The organism is Nitrospira sp. (assembly GCA_024760545.1).
Classification (GTDB): Bacteria; Nitrospirota; Nitrospiria; order Nitrospirales; family Nitrospiraceae; genus Nitrospira_D.
On the sequence record CP060501.1, the window covers coordinates 903,846 to 926,361 of the forward strand.

The following is a 22,516-nucleotide window of genomic DNA, read 5'->3' on the forward strand; positions in this document are numbered from 1 at the left end:
CTGATGCTGCAAAGCGGATACGGGTTCCTTGCCTAAATCTTTGGGGGCGCCGCTTCGATTGTTTAGGCCACACGCCTACTTGTTGCCGGCTCCAGGCATTCTACTCGATGAACCTGTGCTGTTCGAGTCTGATCCGAAGCTAAATGTGGATTCTCCCATCCTCACTGTAGATGTGGTATTAGTCGACCGCCTGGGTTTCGGAGTGCCCGTTTTGATATCGAGTACGTCTGGCAATCCACCGACAGTAGCGAGACCGTTGATCCTGCCTCCCTCGCCCACTATTTGAGGATGGGGCTCGATGGAGCCGTTCGCATCAATGTCTGTGTACACGCCTGTGAGACTGTTTGATTCACTGGCCAAGATGCTCTCGGAGGGAGTATCCCCTTTTGGTTGGTCTATCATTAAGGAGCAGCCCGCGTTGTAGAGAATTCCGCTCGCCATCACCATATAGGCGCACATTTTTCTAATCGTCATAATCGTCTCCTTCCTGCTAGTTACATGTGACCAACCGACGCTCCATGTTGAACACCCTGATCATATCGTAGCTACGCGTGAGGAACTTCTATACTAGGGAAACACATAGGGAGTCCATGGCTATGGCTTGAAGTTCGACCTGGCGGGAGCAGCCTCAGGGTTCTGGATTTCTCTGTACGAAAACTAGGAAGCTGCCCAGCTCATGGTTACCTCTTGGAAAGGTACAGTAATCAACAACGACCAACATAACCAGGAGGTACCATGATTTTCACTTCAGCCGGCCTTCCAACCAATACATTAATGTTTCTAGGACTCGCCACCATCTTACAGGTTGGTTGTGTAGGATCTCGAGAGGAGGGGAAAACGGTGGGAAGCCCATGCGACATATCACCTGGGAAAAATGCGATGCAAGCGGAACACAATGCGGTGCGTAAGAGCCATATGCTTTTTGGTGAAGTACTCCGCGTGGACGGTACAACCTATGTCCTGAAAGATGAAGATGGCAAAGAAGTGAACGTACTGACCGATGAGACAACTGAGAAACCTCCTATTAACAAAGGAGACCGCATTACGGCAAATGTTGACAATCTGAATCATGCGCTGTGGATTCGAGCGAACAGAGGGACCGATCGCCGAACTGAACATGCCTCAGCTGACTGCAATCCAAATTAGAATACGTCTCCCTTTTCTCAGGATGCCGCAAATCGAATACGGGACCTAACCCCCATGCCGGTGCAGCGCCTGGACTACCCGGAGGAAAACGCTGGACGCTTTCCCTGGGGCCATGGGTCTTTCGGTACCCCTATGCGCCAGAAAGGAGGCTTCGGTAAAATTTAACCCCTGTCCGACGTGACACCCGGCTTGCGATCTGGCATGATAAACCCATGCCGAATCAAAGCCCAAACCCAAACCGAAGAAACTTCAAGGCAAGAGCCCATCCGACCCCATGAAGCTTGCCCGCCTAAAGCATTAACGCATATACTGGACCCATTGAGTATCCTTATCACTGTCTGCGAATGAAACCGTCGTGGTCTCTCCCAATCCTGCTCTTCATATTCTTTCCATCGTTCAGTGGAGCCTCGGACTTTACGGGTAAAGTGATCTCCGTCATCGATGGCGACACCTTCGATGTCGAACACGAGCAAGGCGTCGAACGAGTTCGTTTAAATGGGATCGATGCACCTGAAAAGGGGCAACACTTCAGCCAACACGCTATGAAGTTTATCGAAGAAATTACTACGGGGCAGCACCTCACCATCGAAAACAGAGGCCAGGACAAATATGAGCAGACCATCGGCGATGTGTTTCTTGCCGATGGCCGACACTTGAACAAGGAACTCGTGAAGGTTGGTCTAGCCTGGTGGTTCTGCCGGTACTCCGCCGATACGGAACTGCAACAGCTGGAGGAGGACGCTCGCGAGGCGAAACGCGGGCTCTGGAAAGATCCAGCGCCAACCCCGCCATGGATCTTTCGCAAGCTACAGCGAAACCAAGTGCCAGAGGCATCGGATTTCACCTGCCCGCCTTCAGCCTCTCAGCCCATGCCTCAGAACGCGGGCCCTTCGCCCGGAGCTTCCGATGTCATTGGGAACAGGCGTAGCCACATCTACCACCGCGTCGACTGTCCTGGCTATGATAAGGTCTCCGAGGTCAACCGGATCGCGTTTGTGAGCGTCGAAGCGGCGGAACAGGCGGGGTATCGGGTCGCCGGAAACTGTCCGTGACATACAATCAGAAACTCGCCGGCGATCATCGGGAGTACGTGAAGAGTCTTCCCTTCCTGTTCGCGTAAAGTCCGAGCACTGAACCATATTCGGCCCGTACCGTAGCGCCGAATGACACCGCCTTACACGTTTATCCCCGCACTGCATTCCGCAAATGAAGCGCATGCCTCCGAAGGTAGTGGGTGTGCCGATTGGAGGGAATTGAGAGGGCCACCATCCGTAAGTCTGACTCTTTCCCTGCCTACTTCTGTCGTTTCAAGTGATCGAACAGCTGGTTCACAATATCGCTCCTCAAAGCAATTGGATCTATAGATACGTTGAAAATCTTCTGGCAGAAAGGGCAGACAAGGGCTGCGCCGTGCCACTTCTTGTCATCATTCTGATGAATAGGTAGACGCTCGATACTTACGTTAATGAGCAATTTATTGCAGTGAGGGCATTTACCTGTATTGATCATTCCGGTGTCCCCTTTGTGTAGGAGGTTCAGGAGAGCACACCAACGACACATTGTTGGAAGGGTTGAATATTACCTAGACGAAATGTAGACTCAGCTCCCCTCACCTCTCCGGGTAGAAATCCAGTAAATTCAGGAATTTCCTGATTGCGGATGCGCACTGACGATGTTTAGAGTCCAGCAATCCTGTACAGTGTGATCGCCATCATTGGGCAGAAAGGCTTTCACTCATGGAATCGATGCGAGAGGAGATCCGGCAATTTGTGGTCGCGTCGGAACATTTACTGCGTATTGGGGTGACCGCTGGCGAATTGAGCAGAAGGGCTCATTGGACAGGAGTGTCCATGGAATGTACGGCTATCGATCCTTCATCAAGGCACGAGTATAAGGGACGCACCATCTCGCTGTTCGTTAGCCAAGCCGATAATGGAACATGGCGTTGTCGAAATGTGTTTATTCAATTTTCTCCAATAAAATCGGCTTGCGTATCGTCCTATCCTGCAGGCTCCTTCGCGACACAACAAGAGGCGAAAGCAGCCGCCCTACAAAAGGCCAAACGTCTCATCGATGCCGAGGACCCGTTATCAAGTTGAGCGGTAACTTTTCTCTGATAAGCGTGGTCAATCCGGTGCGCCCGTAAGCGCCCTACCCCTGCCAATCTCTGCCCATCCAATGCAACGCCATGTAACATGCCCAATCAGCTGTATAGCAGGCTGATCTCTACTTTCCGCTGTTTTGGATAAGTTACACTACTCTGAGATTTACTTTGGGTTGCTCTGTGTGAACCGCAGGTTGGATCATCTTGCCAGCTCCACACCAACCTTCGGTTAGGCCAGCGGTATATGCCATTGGGCTGTGCCGTATCGATGATGTGAGTGTGCTTGAGAGCGGCTATTTCGCTCAAGTACGCGGCAATATCACGCTCCACATGTAACAGGAACGATCACCTCACCACTTCTTGCTTCAGGAGGTGCATTCCTTAAAAGACTCTCACGCCCATGATGTGGAGAGGGCATACCGATTCGCTGGGTAACACGTGCTAATACGGTGTTAGCTGGAGCGACAAGACCGACTGAATTGAGGCCCTAGACAACAGGACAACCGAACGTATCCGCCTCACTGCCATCGCGCTACGGGCGACAGCCCGCCAACCAGCAGCCGAGGATACACATCCCGGGGTCACGTTCTGGAACTTTCCTCCAGAAGTGTTCACACCTCCCCAAAGGCGGCGACTCATCAGTGCACTGACCTACTGGATCTGCTGTAACGCTTAGGCGGCAGCGTAAACTGTTCGAGTGCATCGGCCATATGTTTCGCCTCCTTCAGAGCTGCCATTGTGGCCTCTTTGCGGGACGAGAAACTGCCGTCAGGGCTCCCTGTCTGGCACCCCCAGCAGGTTTGTCTGAATTCAAAAATGATATACGAACAATGCCACGTTCCATCAGCCTGCCGTACGGGAGCTACGTCGATCCTGCGTTGCTTATATTTCAGCATTGTCGCTCTCCATTCACTCACCATTACCTCAGACATCTGAACCTACAAGAAGCCAGAGATGCGCAACAACTAGGCACTGGCTCTGTTTGTGACACTAATTCTGCTGGGCGCTGAGGCAAATATCTGAATGTCGTCTTTGGTCGTCAGGCTTATCAAGCGCTAACGCGAAAGATTGACCCATTGCGATACTTGTGAAGTGATGACCGCAGCACATTCTTCTCATCGAGAAATAGACGTATTGGGATCGGGATAGGTCCTCTTTGATTGGCGATTGGTTGGGTGGCTGGGCCTCCTTGTCCGCCGGCTTTACTTCCGACGGCGTTCGCCTTGCGAAGATCCGGGAACCCATTGTGGTGGCAACAACGCGCTGGATTGATGGCTAGTCGTCGAAACAAAGTACAACGGGCAGGTGAGAGCTCTGCTCTTGGTGAATCGGGCGAATGAGGCCATTTCGGTAGGCTGCGTACCACAGTGTACGCCGAGCGTCAGTCTATGTTCAATTGTGGATGCTGGAACTTTCCAAACCGCTGAAAGTATTGCTGCATCTTAAGGATCAAAATTTGCTCCCCTCCTCGGAGCGTTCATTTTATATCGGAGGAGGGGTTATGGAATGTCCAAAATGTAATGGTATGTTGAGGCTAGAGCGGCTTTCAGACTTCTTTTTTGCATTCTACACTTGGAACTGCATAAATTGTGGTGCCATCATCGATCGGACCATCTCCCACAACCGACGCAAAAGTCGGGCGGCAAAGTCTGCCAAGGTTGCCCCCAAGTCATTCGAGACGCTAGCTGTGTGGAAGTCTTTGCAAACTTCAGAACGGATTGCGATCCGTTCCACTACTCAGGTCTTTACCACTAAATAACAAGTCTAGGCACTTTGCAACCATAAGACCCTGACAAGGAGTTATCGCGGTTTCAAACGGCCTGCACTCATACATCTTCCGTTTGTGTCAGTCACGGTCGAGCCATAGGCTGCTCACTCTTTTTACACTCACTTGATCCCATGGGCGAAGGACAATCATCATCATAGCGGACTATTTCCCGCTATTGGGAATCGAATCGCCGGTAAGAAGAATTTCAACATCACGCTTCTTCGCTTCCATTCGATATAAGCCATCTGAGACTACAGGCTTGCTTCTTTGGCCCTAGTCTCCTTCCCAGGTGGCGAGTACTCATTCTGGAATGTATCGTATTCTAATCAACCCTGGCGACTTAGCGTGGCGCGGGAGGGGCAGCACTCTTTAGGAACTATAAGAAGACAATGCCGAAGGACAATCGAAGGCCAGTATTCCACCGATCCGCGGGTTCCTTTTTGTCAGCCTGTGTGCCGATCGAGAAGCCTCTGCCGGAAAAGAACGCACTCACGGAATCGGAAGCGCATTTTATGTATACGGCTATTCTTGGGATTACAACGACGGTCGATGTGCGCAGGGAGGCACTGACTAGCGTCCATCAGCCGGAGGAAACGACAATGACGGGATCAAGCTATGAAGGGCGGTCGATCCAATTGAGGTCCTGTCAGCAGGACAAGGGAGCATGGATCTGTGAGTACACAATACTTGAACTCGGGCCAACAGGATTGTCGAGGTCGACCGGGCAAGCCACCGGCAGCTTCTCTACTCGTGAGCAGGCGGAAGCAGCAGCGCTGGAGGTAGCGCGAGGTGAGATCGATGCACGCGGTCCCATCCGAGGACCTCTCAACTGATCTCTCGAAGCAGACTTTTCTCTCTTGCTCAACCAAAAACCCAAGCGTCCAGGGAAGTTGACCTTGACAGGAAGTCCTGGCACTTGCCGGAGCTTGTGGTGTTTAGGAGTATTCCTAGCCTGAAATGATATATCTCGAGTGTAGCATAGCGCATGTCCAAGGATGATTGCGTGGCCTGCGTCCTGATAGAAAAGTCCGCAGCCGCACTCGAACAAAGAGATGCGGGAGCATGGTTCTTTTGCGGTATGCGAGCTGCTGCATCATCAGGCAGACATGACAGAATGCGTGTGGTCGAGTTGATCTTTGTAAACCGCGAATCTCACAGCATCATACCCGCCTTCTGCAACTCGGCAATTCTCGCGCGACGAGTAGTGTAGTCCCCTTAAATTCGAGCCGAAGATCTTGGGGGCCTTGACTGGGCCGGCTGAGAGATTATCTTGAATATCTGAACGCACCACACGCTCAACCCCTCACAACGCATGGAGGTTTGCTCGCATGGAAACTTACATGAACGGCTTCAGACAGGAGATCGTGGACTTTATTTCAGTGAGCGAACAGATACAACGTGTTGTGGCGCGAGGGGAACATCTCACCAAAGACGAGGCCGGAGTCGTGCGGCTCTGCGCGACTGAATTGCTCAAAAACCTGGCTGAACCACTTTAGGCCGCTATCTTGCTGACCGTCCTGTAAAACAGAATTCTGACCAGCCTCCTGCGTGGCAAGATACGCCGACTATTTCGACTTCTCCTTGCACGGACGCGCCCAATCATCGTTCTTGGCCTCATAGCAGCTCGAGGGGAAAGAGATTGCTCAGGCCTTCGAGAGCTTGAGCAATCCCCGACCGGATAAGGGATACCGATATCCGGTTACCGTGAAGGGTAACTGTCGATGGGAACCATTAAATGGGCATAGGGGGTGCCGGCCCACATGATCCAGGGTCCTCCGTTTTTCGAATCGGTCGGCACATTTTTCAGCAAACCTGCATCCGGGAGCAGAATCATGAGATGCGCGCCAACTCCTTCCACCCACTCGTCGCCAGGCTTGGGTTCTGTGGCATAGGGATCGGTGTTGCTCACAGGCCTGTCACCCTGGAGCATATACGCGATTCCCACTTGAGTGACGGCGGGCTTCTTCTTATCTTTCAAAGCCTCCCAAAAATTACGCCACGGTTCGTTCATACATATTGAGTCCGTACCGGATGTATTGGGATCGTCGGGTACACACGTCCATCCATTGCTGCCTTTGCGAACCACTTGTCCATCCCGACTCATGATCGTTGCATGTTGGGACAGCGACGACGGCGCGGCGCGTTCCGCCCCCGCCGATTCGGCCGCATGACGTACCACATCACGGCGAGCCCCTCCTTCACCGAGAACCGGCGGCGCCAGTGTGACGGTAGAGGCCATGATCAACGTCCCTGCGAGGACAATCATGGATTTCCCATATCGCATCATACGTAGTTCTCCTTTCTCAATATGGCAGCAATCAGCCAAGAATATCCTAAGCGCCGAGTACTTTGACTGCAATGGGAAAGGTCGAGACATAACGAAGCGGCCAGGGACTACAAGATGAAGAACCCGGTCAATGGAGCACACGTGTTCAAACACAAAGGCCGCGTCAATTGAGACGCGGCCTCTCCAAGTCCGCCGATGCATGACGATCGAAGATCGAGATCTATCGCTCCGCCTCGGTCAAATTTGCTTCGGTTTCCAGCTCTTCCAGTTCAGAGTCCGATTTTCCCTTCGTCGTGGAGGGGTGAAGGCCGTACTTTCTCAGCATCTTATAAAAATCGGCCCTGTACCTGCCGGCAAATTGAGCAGCGCGCGAGATATTCCCGCCCGTCAACTGGAGCACATTTTTCAGATAGGTCCGTTCGAATTCTTCTTTGGCTTCCGTGAGCGGTTTGAGCGGAGACTCGGCCGACACACTGACCGCCGGCAACAAATCCGGCGTCAACATGTCTTGCCGTGACATGACCACGGCCTTTTCAACCACGTTTTCCAGTTCCCGTACGTTGCCGGGCCAGGGATTGATCATGAGTCGATGGAGTGCGGCGGGCGTGAATCCTTTCACGTCCTTATTGGCTCGTTTCATGCTGAGCTTGAGGAAATGTTGCGCCAAAAGCGGAATATCGTCGCGGCGATCCCGCAACGGCGGAACGAACAAGGGGACCACGGAAATGCGATAGTACAGATCGTTCCGGAACGTCCCGTTCTTCACGGCCTCCCCGAGGTCTTTATTGGTCGCGGCAATGATGCGAACATCGACTTTGACCGAGTTCTCGGATCCCACCTCTCGAATCTCCCGCTCCTGCACGGCACGCAATAATTTCACCTGCATGGACAGCGGCATCTCGCCGATCTCATCGAGGAACAGCGTGCCGCCGTTGGCCATTTGGAACAACCCTCGCTTCGCCCCATGGGCGCTCGTAAAGGCGCCCTTGACATGTCCGAACAGCTCGCTCTCGAACAGCGTTTCGGGTATAGCGGCGCAGTTGAGCGCCACGAAGGGACCTTTATTGCGTCGACTATTTGTATGGATGACACGAGCCATCACTTCTTTGCCGGTGCCGGTTTCTCCAAACAGCAAGATGGTGGCGTCTGAATCGGCGACCTGCGCGATTTGCTGGAAGAGCCGTTGCATTGCCGGACTTCGCGCCACGACATTCTCGAGTCCGTACAGTTCCTTGACCAACGATTTGAGACGCTGAATCTCGCGGCTCATCCGCTGCTGAGCAAGTGCTTTTTCAATGGTGGCCTTGAGTTCCTTGTCATCAAACGGTTTCGTCAGATAGCCGAACGCCCCTCGTTGCATCGCCTCCACCGCGTTGGGAATACTCCCATGGGCCGTGAGAATAATGACCGGAAGTCCGGGATGACTTCTCAGCAGCTCTTCGGTCACGTCGAGTCCGTCCTCTCCGCGAAGACGGAGATCGGTAATAGCCAAATTGAACATGGTTTTCTTGGCCTCACCGACCGCATCCTGCCCTGTCGTACAAGGCGTGACTGTAAATCCCATGGCGGATAACCGCATCTTCAGCAGATGCAGCAACCCTTCATCGTCGTCGACTACGAGAATATTCTCTTGTTCCATATTCAATGTTCCTTGTCGTATTTGCTAGGGTGTCATATCAGGACCTGGCACCGGAACGGTCACCGGCGGGCGGATTGGGCGCACCTTTTCCCGCATTTCCTGATCGATACGTTTCAAAGCCTCCAGCTGCGTCGAAAGTTCCTCCACCTTTCTGTCCCGCTCGGCGAGCTGCTTTTGCAGATTTTGAATCATTGACGGGTCGGCTGATGTCTTCACTGACTCTTTCTTCGACTGCAGTGACTCAATCTTGTGGTCTCGATCCACTAGTTCGCGCTGCAAGGCCTCAACCGCTTCAGAATCGTCTTCCCTGGAGGAGCGAAGCTGGTGGATAACCATTTCTCTGTCTAGCAAATCCCGCACCAGACGATCGGCAGTCAGCGCCAATGATGTATTGGTCTCCGCAATGGCAGGGGCAGTCAACACAGCTTCGGACCAAGATTTCCGTCCTGGAACCACAGGCTCCTTCAAGAGCTGGAGCCAGGCTTTACTCGACTCTGCCAGTTGGCTTATAGGAGCCACCGCCAAGACCTTGCCGAAATATTTCTCTGCAACTTCGCGACTTTCATAGAGACCCAGTAGTCCGAGTGTAAAATATACATGGTCACAGGAGCTCGACTGACTGCACTTCGGAACCAAACCCTCTTGTTTCCTCGTAAGCATTTGAAACATTTTGACTTCTTGAGGTTCGGCCTTGAAATAAGGACGGGACGAGGGGGCTGGTGTCGTCCAGGAAGCACATCCGACTAACAAGAGAGAAATCACGATGTGGCCAGCTGTGATAGACCGAGTCGTTCTGCTCACGATTGCCCTGCCTTTTCCGGTTTCGTCAACCGTAGGATAAACCGTACAGTCGCCCCCTTGCCTTTCTCACTTTCAATCCAGATTCTTCCACCATGGGCTTCGACCACCTTCTTGGCTAATGCCAGACCCAATCCACTCCCCGCCGTCTGCTTTACTTTTGTGCGACCTTGATAGAATCGTTCAAAAATATGTGGGAGATCTTCCGGGGCGATTCCGGGTCCCGTATCAGAAACGGAAACTTCGAGAACTCCGGCTTGTAGATCGGGATTCATATGAACCTTCACCACGCCTCCCTCAGGGCTGAATTTCAGAGCGTTCGACAAGAGATTGTCCAACACCTGTTCAAGACGAGAGGCATCTGCCTTGACCCAAGCCCGTTCACCGACACTTTCTAACACCAGCTGAACATGCTTGGAGTCGGCAAGAAGGCGAACCTTGTTGATGGAGATTTCAGCGATTCGGTGGAGGTCCACCGGGACGATGCGGTATTCCATCATGCCGGCTTCCATTTTCGACAGATCCAGAATCGTGTTGATCAGGTGGATCAAGCGCCGGCTGCTGTCGGCCATGATCCGGAGCGTTGTTCGCTGCTCCTGCACCAGCGGCCCGGGAATTTCGTCAAGGAGCAGATGCGTCCCCTCTTGAATCGAGGCCATCGGCGTACGCAACTCGTGGGACACGTGCGCCAAGAATTCCGTTTTCATATCATCGATCTCTTGCAACTTTCTGCCCATCCAATTCACGGTATCCACCAGATCTCGCAGTTCGGCCGGAGCCTTGATCTGGAGGGACGTGCCGAAATTCCCTTGTCCGATCTGTTTGATGTGCCCTTGCAGCTGTCGGAGCGGGCGCAAAATCGTATAGCTGGCGATGCCGGCCAGTCCCAACCCAAACACCAAGGCAACCAGCACAAGTTGTTCCGTGACAGCCTCCGCTTGAGCTGCACTCGAACGTGATTCGCTGACCCCGACGCTTACCCGCACCTCATGCAGGTCGATGTAGCTCTGAATCGAGGCAGACATCTGATCCATGAGGGCATCACGTTTTGTTTCGTACTCCAGAATGGCCTGACGGGATCTCCCTTTCGCCTTCTGGAATTCATCCCGAAAAAGCCTCAACCGTTCTTGCAGCAAATCGCCTGTCTCTCGCAGCAGTTTCAACCCCTGAGTAGAGTTTTCCTGATTCTGTAACAGCTGAAGATTACGCTGGAACTCGTCAACCTCCTCAGTCAAATTCGTCAGGAAGGTCTGATCTTTTGTTGCGAGGAACTTTTTTTCACTGTTCAATTGAGCGTAGACCGAACCCAAGAGCCGCTTCGCGGATTCGACGGCCGGATAATGGTAGGATGCCATCTGAGTGCTCATGGCCGTCAATTGTCGAAGCTGAAAGAGCGCGTAAAGATTGACGCCTCCCATCACTGTAATAATGACCAGGGAGGTCATGACCAGGCGCCAAAATATTGAAAGCCGCATGAGTTCGTGCCTCACCTGGACAGCATCATGAAGGGGCCGAACTCAGGTGTAGGATAACCCATACACTATTTCAGCTCCAAATCACAAGCTCATTAGACAGCAAGGGCACTGAGAACTGACTGGAGTTGCTCCAAGTGTAACGAAAAGAACTGAGACAACAGCGTGTTGCGAACGAAGTTCCCTACTGTCTGGCGTCAAGCTGGTGAGAGAACAGACGTTGCCGTCTGGAAGACCCACGGAGCAATGCAAAAAGATGGCCGCGGAATAGCAAGATTGCCATAGTCATAGGCGGGGTTAGCAGCAGAAGCAGAATCCCCTGCGCGTCGGAATCGATCCCCACGTAGGACAGCCATCCCCCTATGGCGGTGAACGGCAACATGAGAATTTGCAAGAAGTCGAGGCCGGCCCCCCGGCCGACACTGCCGGAAAGCGAAAAAAACTCCTGCAGGCCGCTTGGAGAAAGCACCAGAGGTAGGATGAGCACCACAAACGGCAAGAACCACTCGATCCAATGTTCCAACACGAATTCATAGGCGGTCTTGAAGACGTCGAGGGTTGAATCGTGCCGGACTTGATAGATCACTTCCGGCGCCGGGTTCAACAGAATGAAGACCATGAGCAGAAACGCCGACAATAGGAACTGGCCATACGGATTGGCCTGCATTCCCATATCCAGCAACAACGTAGGCAGCCACAACACGAATCCGACACCGATCACGTCCCAGAAGTAATGCCCGAAGCTTTCGGTCACATCAGCCAGTTGGATGCTTCGCGACCCGCTGAGAGACTGTTCGATCAACCGCAGCGTCGCACCCACCAACAAGGCATTCGCGATACCGAGCAGAAATCCTCCGGCCATACCCAAAGGGGCGGCGATCCTCGCGACCCCCAGGAACAGGACGGCAAATGCGATGAGCGCCACCATGGTCACCCAGCTTCGAGCGAGCGAGCGTCCCGTCGCGTAGAAGACTTGCCGATATAGCTGGAGTGTGGCCGAAACGAGGTTCACCATATCGATCCGTACCCTAGTCGGGATTTCCGAAGAGGTCAAGATCTAGTCGCGTCGCCGGCAGAATATAGATTCTCGGTTGACTTGCTCCTCCTAATGATTATCAGATGGTTCATCGACATACATTTATACGGGTGAATAACCATGGACATGAATCGAATGACGATCAAACTGCAGGAGGCCTTGCAGGCCGCCTCTGCTCACGCGCAACGTCGAAGCCATCAAGGCATCGATGTTGAGCACATCCTGCTGGCACTGCTCGATCAGGAGGGTGGAACGACTCCGGCCTTGCTCGAAGGGGCGGGGCTCGCGTTGCCAGCTGTTCGGCAAGCAGTCGAACAAGCCCTTGCCAAGCTGCCGCAAGTGCAAGGCGGCGGCGCTTCCCCCGGCCAAATGCATGTGGCTGCCCGACTCAGTCAGGTCTTGAGCCGAGCGGAGGACGAGCAAAAATCGCTGAAGGATGATTTTCTCAGCGTCGAGCACGTGCTGCTGGCAATGGTCCAGGAAGGAGGCGTCTTCAAGAAACTCGGCCTCACCAGGGACCGTTTCTTGTCCGGATTGCAGCAGGTGCGTGGAAATCAACGTGTCACCAGTCAAGACCCTGAAAGCACCTACCAGTCGTTGGTGAAATACGGCCGCGATCTGACCCAATTAGCCGGACAAGGCAAGCTCGATCCCGTCATCGGGCGCGATGATGAGATCCGGCGCGTGATTCAGATCTTGTCCCGCCGGACGAAGAACAACCCGGTTCTCATCGGCGAACCAGGGGTCGGGAAAACCGCAATTGTGGAGGGGCTGGCCATCCGCATCGTCAAAGGTGACGTGCCTGAGAGCCTCAAGCACAAGAAGCTCTTCGCCTTGGATATGGGATCGCTCGTGGCGGGCGCCAAGTTCCGCGGCGAGTTTGAAGAGCGGCTCAAGGCCGTCTTAAAAGAAATCCAATCCTCTCAGGGTCAAATTCTACTATTCATCGATGAATTGCATACGGTCGTCGGGGCCGGAGCCGCCGAAGGCGCGATGGATGCGGCCAACCTGTTGAAGCCGATGCTTGCGCGGGGCGAGTTGCACCTCATCGGCGCCACAACACTCGACGAGTACCGCAAACACATCGAAAAAGACGCCGCGTTGGAACGCCGTTTTCAGACGGTCCTGGTCGACCAACCATCCGTGGAAAACACCATTTCCATCCTGCGCGGCCTCAAGGAGCGTTATGAGGTGCACCATGGTGTAAGGATCAAGGACAGCGCGCTGGTCGCCGCGGCCAAGCTCTCGCATCGATATATTTCAGACCGGTTCCTCCCCGATAAAGCCATCGATTTGGTCGACGAAGCCGCGGCGCGCCTCAGAACGGAAATCGACAGCCTTCCGGCCGAATTGGACGAGGTCTCGCGCAAGGTGCTGCAGCTGGAAATTGAACGCGAGGCGTTGAAAAAGGAGAAGGATGCCGCAAGCGCGGCCCGTTTGAGCACTCTCGAAGCCGAGCTGAACGAGAAGCAGCGTGACTTACAAGCCCTCAAAACCAGGTGGGAATCGGAAAAAGCCTCCGTCTCCCGGCTTCGAAAAACACGCGAGGCGATCGAGGACATCAAGCTGAAGATCGATCAGGCAGAGCGAGCCTATGACCTCAATCGAGTGGCCGAACTCCGGTACGGCGAACTGCCTCGGTTGGAACGAGAGCTGTCTCTGGAACAGCAGCACTTAGGAAAGAAGCAGGATGAGACCAAGCTCCTGAAAGAAGAGGTCGATGAAGATGAAATTGCCGCCGTGGTCAGCCGATGGACCGGCATTCCGGTCTCTCGTTTACTCGAGGGAGAAACCGACAAGCTGCTGAAACTCGAAGAGCTGCTCCATCAACGTGTGGTGGGACAGGATGAAGGTGTTCGAGCCGTTGCGGATGCCGTGCTGCGCGCCCGTTCGGGCATCAAGGATCCGAATCGTCCGATCGGCTCGTTTCTCTTCCTGGGGCCCACGGGAGTCGGCAAAACCGAACTGGCACGGGCCTTGGCCGCGATTCTCTTCGACAACGAAGGAAATCTGATCAGAATCGATATGTCCGAATACATGGAAAAGCACACCGTCGCCCGCTTGATCGGCGCGCCTCCCGGCTATATCGGCTACGACGAAGGGGGTCAACTGACTGAAGCCGTTCGCCGGCGTCCTTTCTCGGTGATCCTGTTCGATGAAATCGAAAAAGCGCATCACGACGTCTTTAACGTCCTGCTGCAGGTCCTTGATGACGGCCGGCTGACCGATTCACAAGGCCGCACGGTCGACTTCAAGAACACGGTGCTGATCATGACCTCCAATATCGGCAGCCCGCACATTTTGGAGGCGCAGCAACGCGGCGCCACCTACGAACAGGTCAGAACGGTGGTCATGAGCGAACTGCGGCAACATTTTCGACCTGAATTTCTGAACCGCGTCGATGAGATGGTCGTCTTCCATCCGCTCGGCACCCAACAGCTGATCAAGATCGTGGAAATTCAGCTGGAACGCCTCCGCAGCAGATTGGAGGAACGCCGGATTACACTGGCCGTCACTCCCGCGGCGCTCACGCATGTGGGAGAACGCGGCTATGACCCGGTCTACGGAGCGAGACCGCTCAAGCGCCTCATTCAGCAGGAGCTGGAAACGCCGATTGCGCGCTTGCTGGTGAAGGGAGAGTTGCGGGACGGGGATACCGCATCGGTCGATATCAAGAACGGGAATCTTGTTGTGATCCCGACGGTGACGGAGCCTCGGGCGTCTACCCGATAGAAACAGCGCCTCCTTGTGTATCGTGCGTCAGCCCGCTCTTGTGCTGCTTCTCGAGCTTCCATCCAGTCGGTGAGACTTGGAAGAGGTGGCCTTTCATCGTGTGAAACTCTCCGCGTGAAAAGGAAACCGCATCAGGGGCTTTCGCCTCGAGCTGGAGCAGAATCTTCCCGGAAGCGGTATCCTTCATGGCCATACCCTTGTCTGTCTTCGTCAATTCATAGGCGCGCCGCTCGTTGAACATCATGGTGCTGTCCACCACTTTGGCGAGCATTCGGCCGTTCGAGTCAAACAGGGCAAAATTGACCAGGAGCACACCGGTCGTGGGATGCCGGGCTACCTGAATTTGCGGCACACCCTCGATCTCAATGGTTCCGTTCGAATTGCGGTAGGTATTGGAGCCGACTTCGATATCCATATTTCTTGGACCTCAGTTAGTCTGTCTCGGCCTTCTCTGTTATTCATGAAACTGGTTCTTTCTCAATCCTCGCCGATAGCAGCACAAACGGTCTATCGAAATTACAGGGCTGACCGGGTTCAGCTGGTTGGCCAGTGTGAAGATGAAAGGACAACCAAAGTGGGCAGCATGGTCGGCGCAACAAACGCTTGGCGAATAGTCACATCTAGAAAGGACTCAAACCTGCCGTTAAGATTTCTTGATCCGATCCAAAATCAGCGCGATACACCCTCCCAACAGCCCTCCACCCATGATCGTGGTCAGCAGCTCGACGAGTTTCAGCTCCCACACCGATCCTTGCGCCTGCATCACTTCCCTGATGCCGCCTTGCACCAGGATGACGGCCAACGCCATCGTCGCTCCCACGACAAACCACCAGAGAAACACTCTTGCTGAAGCCACCGATTCCTCACACGTCGGGATTGCGGTCAAACGAGCGGTATTGAATAGCCTCCGCGATATGCACCGTATCAATCCTATCAGAGTCGGCCAAGTCAGCGATGGTGCGCGCGACGCGTAGAATACGTCCGTGCGCCCGCGCCGACAATCGAAGCCTCGCCATTGCGTGCTCGAGCAACTCCTGAGCAGGCTGGTCGAGCCCACAATACCGCTTTACCATTCGCGGCTTCAACTGTGCATTCGTATAGATGCCGTCGCTCCGATACCGTCGCCGTTGGCGCTCACGAGCCGCAACGACACGTGTTCTGATCATGGCTGATCCTTCTGGGGCAGGGAGTTCGGTGCGGAGCTCTCGAACCGGAACAGGAGGGACGTCGAGATGAATATCCAGCCGATCCAACAACGGCCCGGAGAGTTTCGCTCGGTATCGTCGAATCTGCGTGCCTGTGCAAATACAGGGCCGCGTCCGGTCTCCATAATATCCGCAAGGACAGGGATTCATCGCGGCAATCAGCATGAATCGGGCCGGATACTTCAAGGTTCCGCTCGCTCTCGTCAAGATGACATGCCCGTCTTCCAACGGCTGCCGCAACCCTTCCAGGACGCCCCGTTTAAATTCTGGCGATTCGTCCAGAAACAAGACGCCGTTATGCGCCAGCGAGACTTCTCCAGGTTTGGGAACGGTCCCTCCTCCGACAAGTCCGGCGTCTGAGATGCTGTGATGTGGGGCTCGAAACGGCCGGACGGTCAACAACGGCCGTTCCGGAGCGAGTTGGCCGGCCACACTATGGACTCGAGTCGTTTCAATCGCCTCCTCCAGTTCCAGCAACGGAAGGATCGAGGGGATTCGGCGCGCCAGCATCGTTTTTCCTGAACCAGGGGGACCGACCATCAGCACATTGTGTCCGCCGGAGGCGGCAATCTCGAGCGCCCGTTTGGCATGGTCCTGTCCACGAACGTCGGTATAGTCTTCTTCCTCCATCGATCTGGTGGATTCCAGCGCGTCGCGGCTGGACCGGCTCAAGGCAATGATCTGGCTTCCTTTGAGAAACTCCACGGCTTCTGGAAGGCTACGGAGCGGATAGACACGTACCCCTTCCACTAGGGCCGCTTCCGTACCATTGTCGGCGGGCAGCAACAAGTCATATCCCACGCGACAAGCGAGCGCAAAGGAGAGGGCTCCTGTGATGGGCTTCACTCGGCCATCCAACGAGAGCTCCCCGACCAACACACATGTCTCCAGCATGGCCTGCGGGATAACCTCCTCCGCGACCAGAATCCCGATGGCGATCGCAAGGTCGAGTCCTGATCCCTCCTTTTTCACACCGGCGGGGGCCAAATTGACGGTAATTCTCTTGGCGGGAAAGTGAAACCCGGTGTTCTTCAGCGCGGAACGTACTCGGTCGCGGCTTTCCTTGACCGTGGCGTCGGGCAACCCAACGACGGAGAACTGGGGTAGTCCACCGGAAATATCGACCTCGACATCGACCAGATGCGCATCAAGACCGATAAGCGCCGCGCTTCGAACCTTGGCGAGCATGCAACCATTGCCTTTCTCTTCCTGACCGCGTCCAAACCCCGGCGATTATAGTAATACTCCATAAGGGTTTCAATACAGCTCCAGGCTGAGCTGGCGTCACTTGGGCTGACTCTGTATAATCCGCCCATGCGCCTCTGGTATCGCCCAGAGGGAACGGTCCCCACGAGTCGGTCAGGATGCAACAGGCAGACTTGTGCAATTTGGGCCCTCAGTCTCTCGCTCATGCTCTCCTTCCTCCCGGTGGATTGTTTCTCGACATTCGCCGCGAACGGCCTTCCTCCGACTCCCACACAACGGGCCAAAAGCGCATCTCCATACGTCGGATCGGCGATGGCCGTTCTCGCGACCCTTCAACAGGCCCAGGTACTTCCACCCGAAGGCACGCGAGATGCGGATCGGATCATTCAGTCCGTCATCCAGCTCCAATCCACCTTTGCCAAAAGCACGGATCGCTCGGTGCAGGATTTCGCGAACCGTGCTGTCGCCGACAAGCACCGCGAGAACGCAACGACGGTCCTCGAACGATTTCGCTCAACCGGATGGACCGCTGAAATGTTGGAGGCGCTCGCGGACGCGGATGTTCACGTGCCGGCTGAAGAGCTCCAGCGGCTGGCAACCGGCCTCGGGCAATTCAACGTCTCAGTGGAAGATTTCAGGCGATTCATGCAACTGGTGAGAGATAGCCGGTCTGCGCTCGCGGCACAGGGACAACACTTTGAGGAGGTATATGCGCTCCATCGGAACGCGATGCCTGGATCGGCTGGACAATGAGTCATGTATCTCGTGAAGCGTATCTCGTATCTCGCGACAACGGCAAAGAATAGTAATGTGTTACATCTTACGCTTCACGCTTCACGAACGACGAAACCTACAAGGAGGGACCCATGGCAACCCGAGCCTACATTCTCATCAAGGTGAAAGCAGGAAAGACCAAAGACGTCGTCGGCACACTCAAACGGATATCCGGTGTCGAGCAAGCCCACTCCTGCTTTGGCCGTCCGGATATCTTCGTCTTCATCAGCGTCCAGGATGAGCGGGCACTTTCCGACGTCGTGATCACCAAAATACACGCCATCGATGGAGTCGAGGAAACGGATACCCACATCGTCGCGGAACCGTAGCCCACGTCACGATGCAAGAGTATCTCGTGAAGCGTGAAACGCAGGATGGAGCACGTACGTCCTATCTTTATTTGCGAGGTACGCTTCACGAACGACGATTGAGGAGGACAGGAGCGCCTCCAGCCTGTGCCGACGTGTAGCAGGCCTCGGCGATTTCCACCGCACGACACCCATCTTCTCCGGTGACGGGCATCGGGGAGTTATCAGTCACGGCCTGCAAGAATGCGGTCAGGGTGGCGAGAACCGTCTGTGACGGGGGAAGTTCAAAGTTCTCTGTGTCAGTCCCGTCGCTGAGCCGAACCTGGCGCTGCACCCAATCAACGTCCAGCCGACCCTGCGATCCCCACCATGTTGCTCGCCCGACGCGGTCTGCCGGCACCCGTGCGATTTCAATCTGGCATCTCGTTCCACTGGAAGTGGTGAGGCGAACGGATGCCGCGGTTTCCGGTCCGGCATCCGGCCGCACGTCCATCGTGCAACGCGCCTCGCATACTTCTTCCCCGGTTATGAATCGAACCAGGTCAAGCATGTGCACTCCGATTTCCAGTAAGGCCCCTCGCCTACCATAGCCGTCGGCATGATCAAGGGCCGTCTTTCTTGTCTCGATTCGGCTGACCAAATCCAGTCGATCGGACCGCCCGATATCGTGCTGGAGCTTCTTCATGTGTTGAACAGTGTTATCGAATCGGAGGGTTTGCGCCGTCATCAACGGTACCCCTGCTTTACGAACCGAATCGGCTATCGCATGGGCATCGGCTGCAGTGATCCCCAGCGGTTTCTCAATCAGCATGGGTTTGCGCGCTTGCACCGCCAACCGGCAGATCTCCGGGTAACATATGGGAGGAGTCACAACAATGACCACATCGACCGTGGAATCGGCGATCAGCGATGCAGCCTTTCCATAGACATTGACCGGTGGCCCTCCGGGAACATCGAACCCTTGTTCAGGATGTTGGCGGCACACTGCGCTGAGGTAGGCAGTCGGAAGGTCGCGCACGATATGCTGCGCATACCGAAGCCCATGCCTCCCGACTCCGATCAACCCTATACCGATGCGCTCTTTGTTCATGAGTCCCTCTCGACTGATTTAGAGTAAAACGGAGGTGTCGATCAGTCAATGGCGCTCATTTGACATTCCCGCAAGTGGCTTCATATAGTAAGCTTATGCCGAGTGCAAAGCCGCTCCGATAACGCGATTGACCATGCCTACGACACAAACAGCCCCCTTCACATTGGAACAGATCGGAACAGGAACGGCGCGCTTTCCAAGCGGAGTGCCGATCCCCACGCATACCGATCAGATGGTCGATCCCTACTTCAAGAGCAAAATGCCGAAGGAACACCAAATCGATAGCCTCTTGTTTTGGCCGCAACTACCAGGAACCTATCCAGGCCTTGTGTTGCTGCATGATTGGTGGGGCCTGACCGGGCAGATGAAGGATCTGGGCGCGAGGCTGGCCTGTGAGGGGTACACCGTGATCATTCCAAATCTCTACGGCCGGCTGGGAGGGATGGTGACCGCCAATGACGATGTGGCAGCCGTCCTACTGGAACGGCAAAACGACGCGCATGTCATCACGGATATCAATTCCTGTTGTGAATACCTTAATACTCGCACCTTCACGAAACGGAATATTCATGGCGCCGTCGGCTACGGAATGGGCGGATCCTACGCGCTGCGGTTCGCCTGTCATCGAAAGCGGTTGCGCGCTGCCGTTTCATATTACGGCAAGATGGTCACGCCCAAAGAACTGATGAAAGATCTCTATTCACCTGTGCTGTATCATCAGGCAGGAAAGGACACCTGGGCCACACAGGATGACGTCGAACAGATACGCACTGCCGCTGGCGAGTATGCCAAACGAGTCGAGACTTATCTCTATCCCGAAGCATCCCACGCCTTTTGTAACGAGATGAAGCCGGGCATCTATGATCCCGACAGTTCGGTCCTCGCCTGGGAACGAACCGCGAGTTTCTTGAAGTCTTGCTTCCAAGGAACATGACCCGCAGCAGACAGCCACGCTCCTATCGGATTCGCACACTGACCGATGGTGCGAGGATCCTTCGCCACGGACGAGATCGCAACCTGCGTCGTCCTACCCTGATTGGTTTCCTCTTGATCGTGTGTTTCTCCATTTTTACGATGACTTCTGCATTTGCAGAAGAACGGGTGTCACCGACACTTCTGGCCGAAACGGTTGGTCAGCGTGCCGACCAGTTCGCTCCGATCGATTCAGACGAGAGCGCCATGACACTGTTCACCACCAGCGTCGGCCCTGCGCTCGGCCTGAAAGATGCTGCAGGAGCGCTCAGAACCAAACGACTCCCGAGTAAGATGGTCAAGGAGCTGGGATTGACCGAATTATCCCAGACGGTCTATGAATTGATGGGAGCACTGGCTGCGTGGCAGTTGGCCGATTCACTCAGCCGCGACGCGATCTCATCCTCAACAGCGGTCTCCCTTTCCCCTGCCCGACAAGAATGGTTGCGTGGTCGCAGCCGAAGCGCACCGCTTGCCGACTTGCTCCGCCTCACCCAGGAAGACCAGACCCTTCGGACGTCTCAAACAACGTCCAAGCAACAGAACACAGAACTTCTGTTGGCTGCCGAACGCACGGTATTTGAAGCGAGTCAGCGGGCAACCGCCGCCTGGTGGGACATCTACGGTTGGAAGGAGCGTATCAGACAGGCGAAAGGCCAGGCGCGGTTGTGCGGAACCTGGCAATGGATTGTTCACAATCACCAGAACCACGGAGAGCAGAAGGCCACCATTACTTTTCCCCCGGCCGGACAAGTACCGGCCAACTCCGTCACACCGACGGAATCCATTATCGTGGGAGATGCCATCTACTTGCGATGGGAGCAAAACGGCCGCATCCAGGAAGACAGCCTGCTGTTCATCAAGGACGATGCGAAGATCGAAGGGTCGTTCATGAACAACACGGGAGGATGGGGACCGATTAGCGGGAAGCGGTTGACCGGCTGCCAGCCCTAGTAGGATTTTTTTGTGTTGAGGTCTTAAGCAACACCTGCGGGTAATAGAGTGATGTAGCGGATACCCCGCAAGATGTTCAAAAAGTCCATCCAGCGAGGCCGCAGCAAGCGAGATGCCGAGGCGTACTTCTCAGTACGTTGAGGCGTTGAGCGATGCGAGAACAAAGCTGGGGGACTTTTTCAACATCTTGCCCAACGCCATGCGCGCCAGGCCAGCAACCCCCAACCAATAATAAACAGTGCTCCCCCGACCGGTGTGACAGCTCCAAGCCAGCGGATTCCCAGCAACGAAACTCCATAGAGGCTCCCGGAGAACAAGACCGTCCCCGCCAGAAACAGCCAACCGGCTTTGGCTGCTTCAACATCACGCCCGATACGAACAACCAAGCCACTCAAGATCATCCCGAAGGCATGATACATCTGATAACGAGTGGCCGTGTCGTAGACGGCCAACATCGGCTGATCCAATACACCTTTCAGCATATGAGCCCCAAACGCACCGGCTGCTACGCCAAGTCCGGCACTGATACAGCCGACAAACACCAACCACCGAGATGACGCATCGACATCCATCGCACTTAGCTCCCAGATATGGCCCGTCGCAGACCGGCGCGATCATACGCGATCCCAACCGAATACTCCATCCACTGGACCGGGTCTGAAAAGCCTTCCCACTTATGATAGAGTTTCACCATGGATCGACGATGCTCTCTTTGGGTGCTGACATTCCTTCTTGTCACCGCTGGCGTAGCCTCTGCCGCTGACTCGCAACAAGCCGAACGCAACAAGGGGCTTACAGTCGATGATCTCACGCGCGGCTTACGGAGCGCCGCACAGAACGTTGAGAAAGAAATTCCGAAGATCGGACCGGCCGTTGGAAAGGCCGTCAAATCCATCGGCGCACAGGGTTCGGACAAGGCACGCACTCCGGAACCAGCCTCGGGCAAGAAATAAGTCTCCCTCCGCTACAAACCAAATTGCTGAAAATCACCCTTTGATTCTTTCTCCCGACTCCTGTATGTTGA

21 protein-coding genes are annotated in these 22,516 nt (G+C 54.8%); 10 read left to right on the forward strand and 11 right to left on the reverse strand.

Going from position 1 to position 22,516, the window contains the following annotated elements; all coding sequences use genetic code 11:
- Positions 1-75 precede the first annotated feature (75 nt).
- A complete protein-coding gene (locus tag H8K03_04350) occupies positions 76-474 on the reverse strand; it encodes a hypothetical protein (protein ID UVT21156.1) in 399 nt (132 codons plus the stop codon).
- A 261-nt stretch (positions 475-735) separates the two neighbouring features.
- Between H8K03_04350 and H8K03_04355 the strand changes: the two genes are divergently transcribed.
- The 4 genes from H8K03_04355 to H8K03_04370 all read left to right on the forward strand — a co-directional run bounded on the left by H8K03_04355 (position 736) and on the right by H8K03_04370 (position 6,514).
- Entirely contained in the window at positions 736-1,146 is a 411-nt protein-coding gene (locus H8K03_04355) for a hypothetical protein (protein UVT21157.1), read from the forward strand.
- 344 nt (positions 1,147-1,490) lie between these two features.
- Positions 1,491-2,198 (forward strand): thermonuclease family protein, encoded by a 708-nt coding sequence (locus H8K03_04360; GenBank protein ID UVT21158.1) that lies wholly within the window; start codon positions 1,491-1,493, stop codon positions 2,196-2,198.
- A gap of 3,209 nt (positions 2,199-5,407) precedes the next feature.
- Positions 5,408-5,851 (forward strand): hypothetical protein, encoded by a 444-nt coding sequence (locus H8K03_04365; GenBank protein ID UVT21159.1) that lies wholly within the window; start codon positions 5,408-5,410, stop codon positions 5,849-5,851.
- A gap of 495 nt (positions 5,852-6,346) precedes the next feature.
- Positions 6,347-6,514 carry a hypothetical protein gene (locus H8K03_04370; protein UVT21160.1) on the forward strand — a complete coding sequence of 56 codons (168 nt, stop codon included), beginning with the start codon at positions 6,347-6,349 and terminating at the stop codon, positions 6,512-6,514.
- Positions 6,515-6,717: 203 nt separating this feature from the next.
- On the opposite strand, the gene H8K03_04375 is transcribed toward H8K03_04370, so the two are convergent.
- From H8K03_04375 to H8K03_04395, 5 genes are all read right to left on the reverse strand, one after another.
- Complete coding sequence (locus tag H8K03_04375; protein ID UVT21161.1) at positions 6,718-7,305, reverse strand: hypothetical protein; 588 nt, start codon at positions 7,303-7,305, stop codon at positions 6,718-6,720.
- A gap of 220 nt (positions 7,306-7,525) precedes the next feature.
- Positions 7,526-8,944 (reverse strand): sigma-54-dependent Fis family transcriptional regulator, encoded by a 1,419-nt coding sequence (locus tag H8K03_04380; GenBank protein ID UVT21162.1) that lies wholly within the window; start codon positions 8,942-8,944, stop codon positions 7,526-7,528.
- Positions 8,945-8,968: 24 nt separating this feature from the next.
- A complete protein-coding gene (locus H8K03_04385; GenBank protein ID UVT21163.1) occupies positions 8,969-9,613 on the reverse strand; it encodes a hypothetical protein in 645 nt (214 codons plus the stop codon).
- A 128-nt stretch (positions 9,614-9,741) separates the two neighbouring features.
- A complete protein-coding gene (locus tag H8K03_04390; protein ID UVT21164.1) occupies positions 9,742-11,217 on the reverse strand; it encodes a HAMP domain-containing protein in 1,476 nt (491 codons plus the stop codon).
- A gap of 181 nt (positions 11,218-11,398) precedes the next feature.
- Positions 11,399-12,229, reverse strand: a complete 831-nt coding sequence (locus H8K03_04395) for a hypothetical protein (protein UVT21165.1) — start codon at positions 12,227-12,229, stop codon at positions 11,399-11,401.
- 141 nt (positions 12,230-12,370) lie between these two features.
- Between H8K03_04395 and clpB the strand changes: the two genes are divergently transcribed.
- Positions 12,371-14,983, forward strand: coding sequence for an ATP-dependent chaperone ClpB (clpB, locus tag H8K03_04400; GenBank protein UVT21166.1), 2,613 nt, complete (start codon positions 12,371-12,373; stop codon positions 14,981-14,983).
- On the opposite strand, the gene H8K03_04405 is transcribed toward clpB, so the two are convergent.
- The 3 genes from H8K03_04405 to H8K03_04415 all read right to left on the reverse strand — a co-directional run bounded on the left by H8K03_04405 (position 14,973) and on the right by H8K03_04415 (position 17,376).
- Complete coding sequence (locus H8K03_04405) at positions 14,973-15,398, reverse strand: hypothetical protein (protein UVT21167.1); 426 nt, start codon at positions 15,396-15,398, stop codon at positions 14,973-14,975. The genes clpB and H8K03_04405 overlap by 11 nt on opposite strands.
- A gap of 228 nt (positions 15,399-15,626) precedes the next feature.
- Positions 15,627-15,839: a hypothetical protein gene (locus H8K03_04410; GenBank protein ID UVT21168.1), complete on the reverse strand. Its 213-nt coding sequence runs from the start codon at positions 15,837-15,839 to the stop codon at positions 15,627-15,629.
- A gap of 7 nt (positions 15,840-15,846) precedes the next feature.
- Positions 15,847-17,376, reverse strand: coding sequence for a YifB family Mg chelatase-like AAA ATPase (locus H8K03_04415; protein ID UVT21169.1), 1,530 nt, complete (start codon positions 17,374-17,376; stop codon positions 15,847-15,849).
- Positions 17,377-17,706: 330 nt separating this feature from the next.
- On the opposite strand from H8K03_04415, the gene H8K03_04420 reads away from it, so the two are divergent.
- Entirely contained in the window at positions 17,707-18,147 is a 441-nt protein-coding gene (locus H8K03_04420; GenBank protein UVT21170.1) for a hypothetical protein, read from the forward strand.
- A gap of 113 nt (positions 18,148-18,260) precedes the next feature.
- Positions 18,261-18,497 carry an Lrp/AsnC ligand binding domain-containing protein gene (locus H8K03_04425; protein ID UVT21171.1) on the forward strand — a complete coding sequence of 79 codons (237 nt, stop codon included), beginning with the start codon at positions 18,261-18,263 and terminating at the stop codon, positions 18,495-18,497.
- Between the two features lie 85 nt (positions 18,498-18,582).
- On the opposite strand, the gene H8K03_04430 is transcribed toward H8K03_04425, so the two are convergent.
- On the reverse strand, positions 18,583-19,566 hold the full coding sequence (locus tag H8K03_04430) for a Gfo/Idh/MocA family oxidoreductase (protein UVT21172.1): 984 nt from the start codon (positions 19,564-19,566) through the stop codon (positions 18,583-18,585).
- 133 nt (positions 19,567-19,699) lie between these two features.
- Here H8K03_04430 and H8K03_04435 point away from each other — a divergent pair, with 133 nt between their 5' ends.
- Together H8K03_04435 and H8K03_04440 are read left to right on the forward strand one after the other, a co-directional pair.
- A complete protein-coding gene (locus H8K03_04435) occupies positions 19,700-20,500 on the forward strand; it encodes a dienelactone hydrolase family protein (GenBank protein UVT21173.1) in 801 nt (266 codons plus the stop codon).
- A complete protein-coding gene (locus H8K03_04440; protein ID UVT21174.1) occupies positions 20,497-21,492 on the forward strand; it encodes a hypothetical protein in 996 nt (331 codons plus the stop codon). The genes H8K03_04435 and H8K03_04440 overlap by 4 nt, the downstream gene beginning before the upstream one ends.
- 179 nt (positions 21,493-21,671) lie before the next feature.
- Here H8K03_04440 and H8K03_04445 read toward each other — a convergent pair whose 3' ends face one another.
- Positions 21,672-22,064, reverse strand: a complete 393-nt coding sequence (locus H8K03_04445; protein ID UVT21175.1) for a DUF423 domain-containing protein — start codon at positions 22,062-22,064, stop codon at positions 21,672-21,674.
- Between the two features lie 120 nt (positions 22,065-22,184).
- Between H8K03_04445 and H8K03_04450 the strand changes: the two genes are divergently transcribed.
- Positions 22,185-22,445, forward strand: coding sequence for a hypothetical protein (locus H8K03_04450; protein ID UVT21176.1), 261 nt, complete (start codon positions 22,185-22,187; stop codon positions 22,443-22,445).
- Positions 22,446-22,516 lie beyond the last annotated feature (71 nt).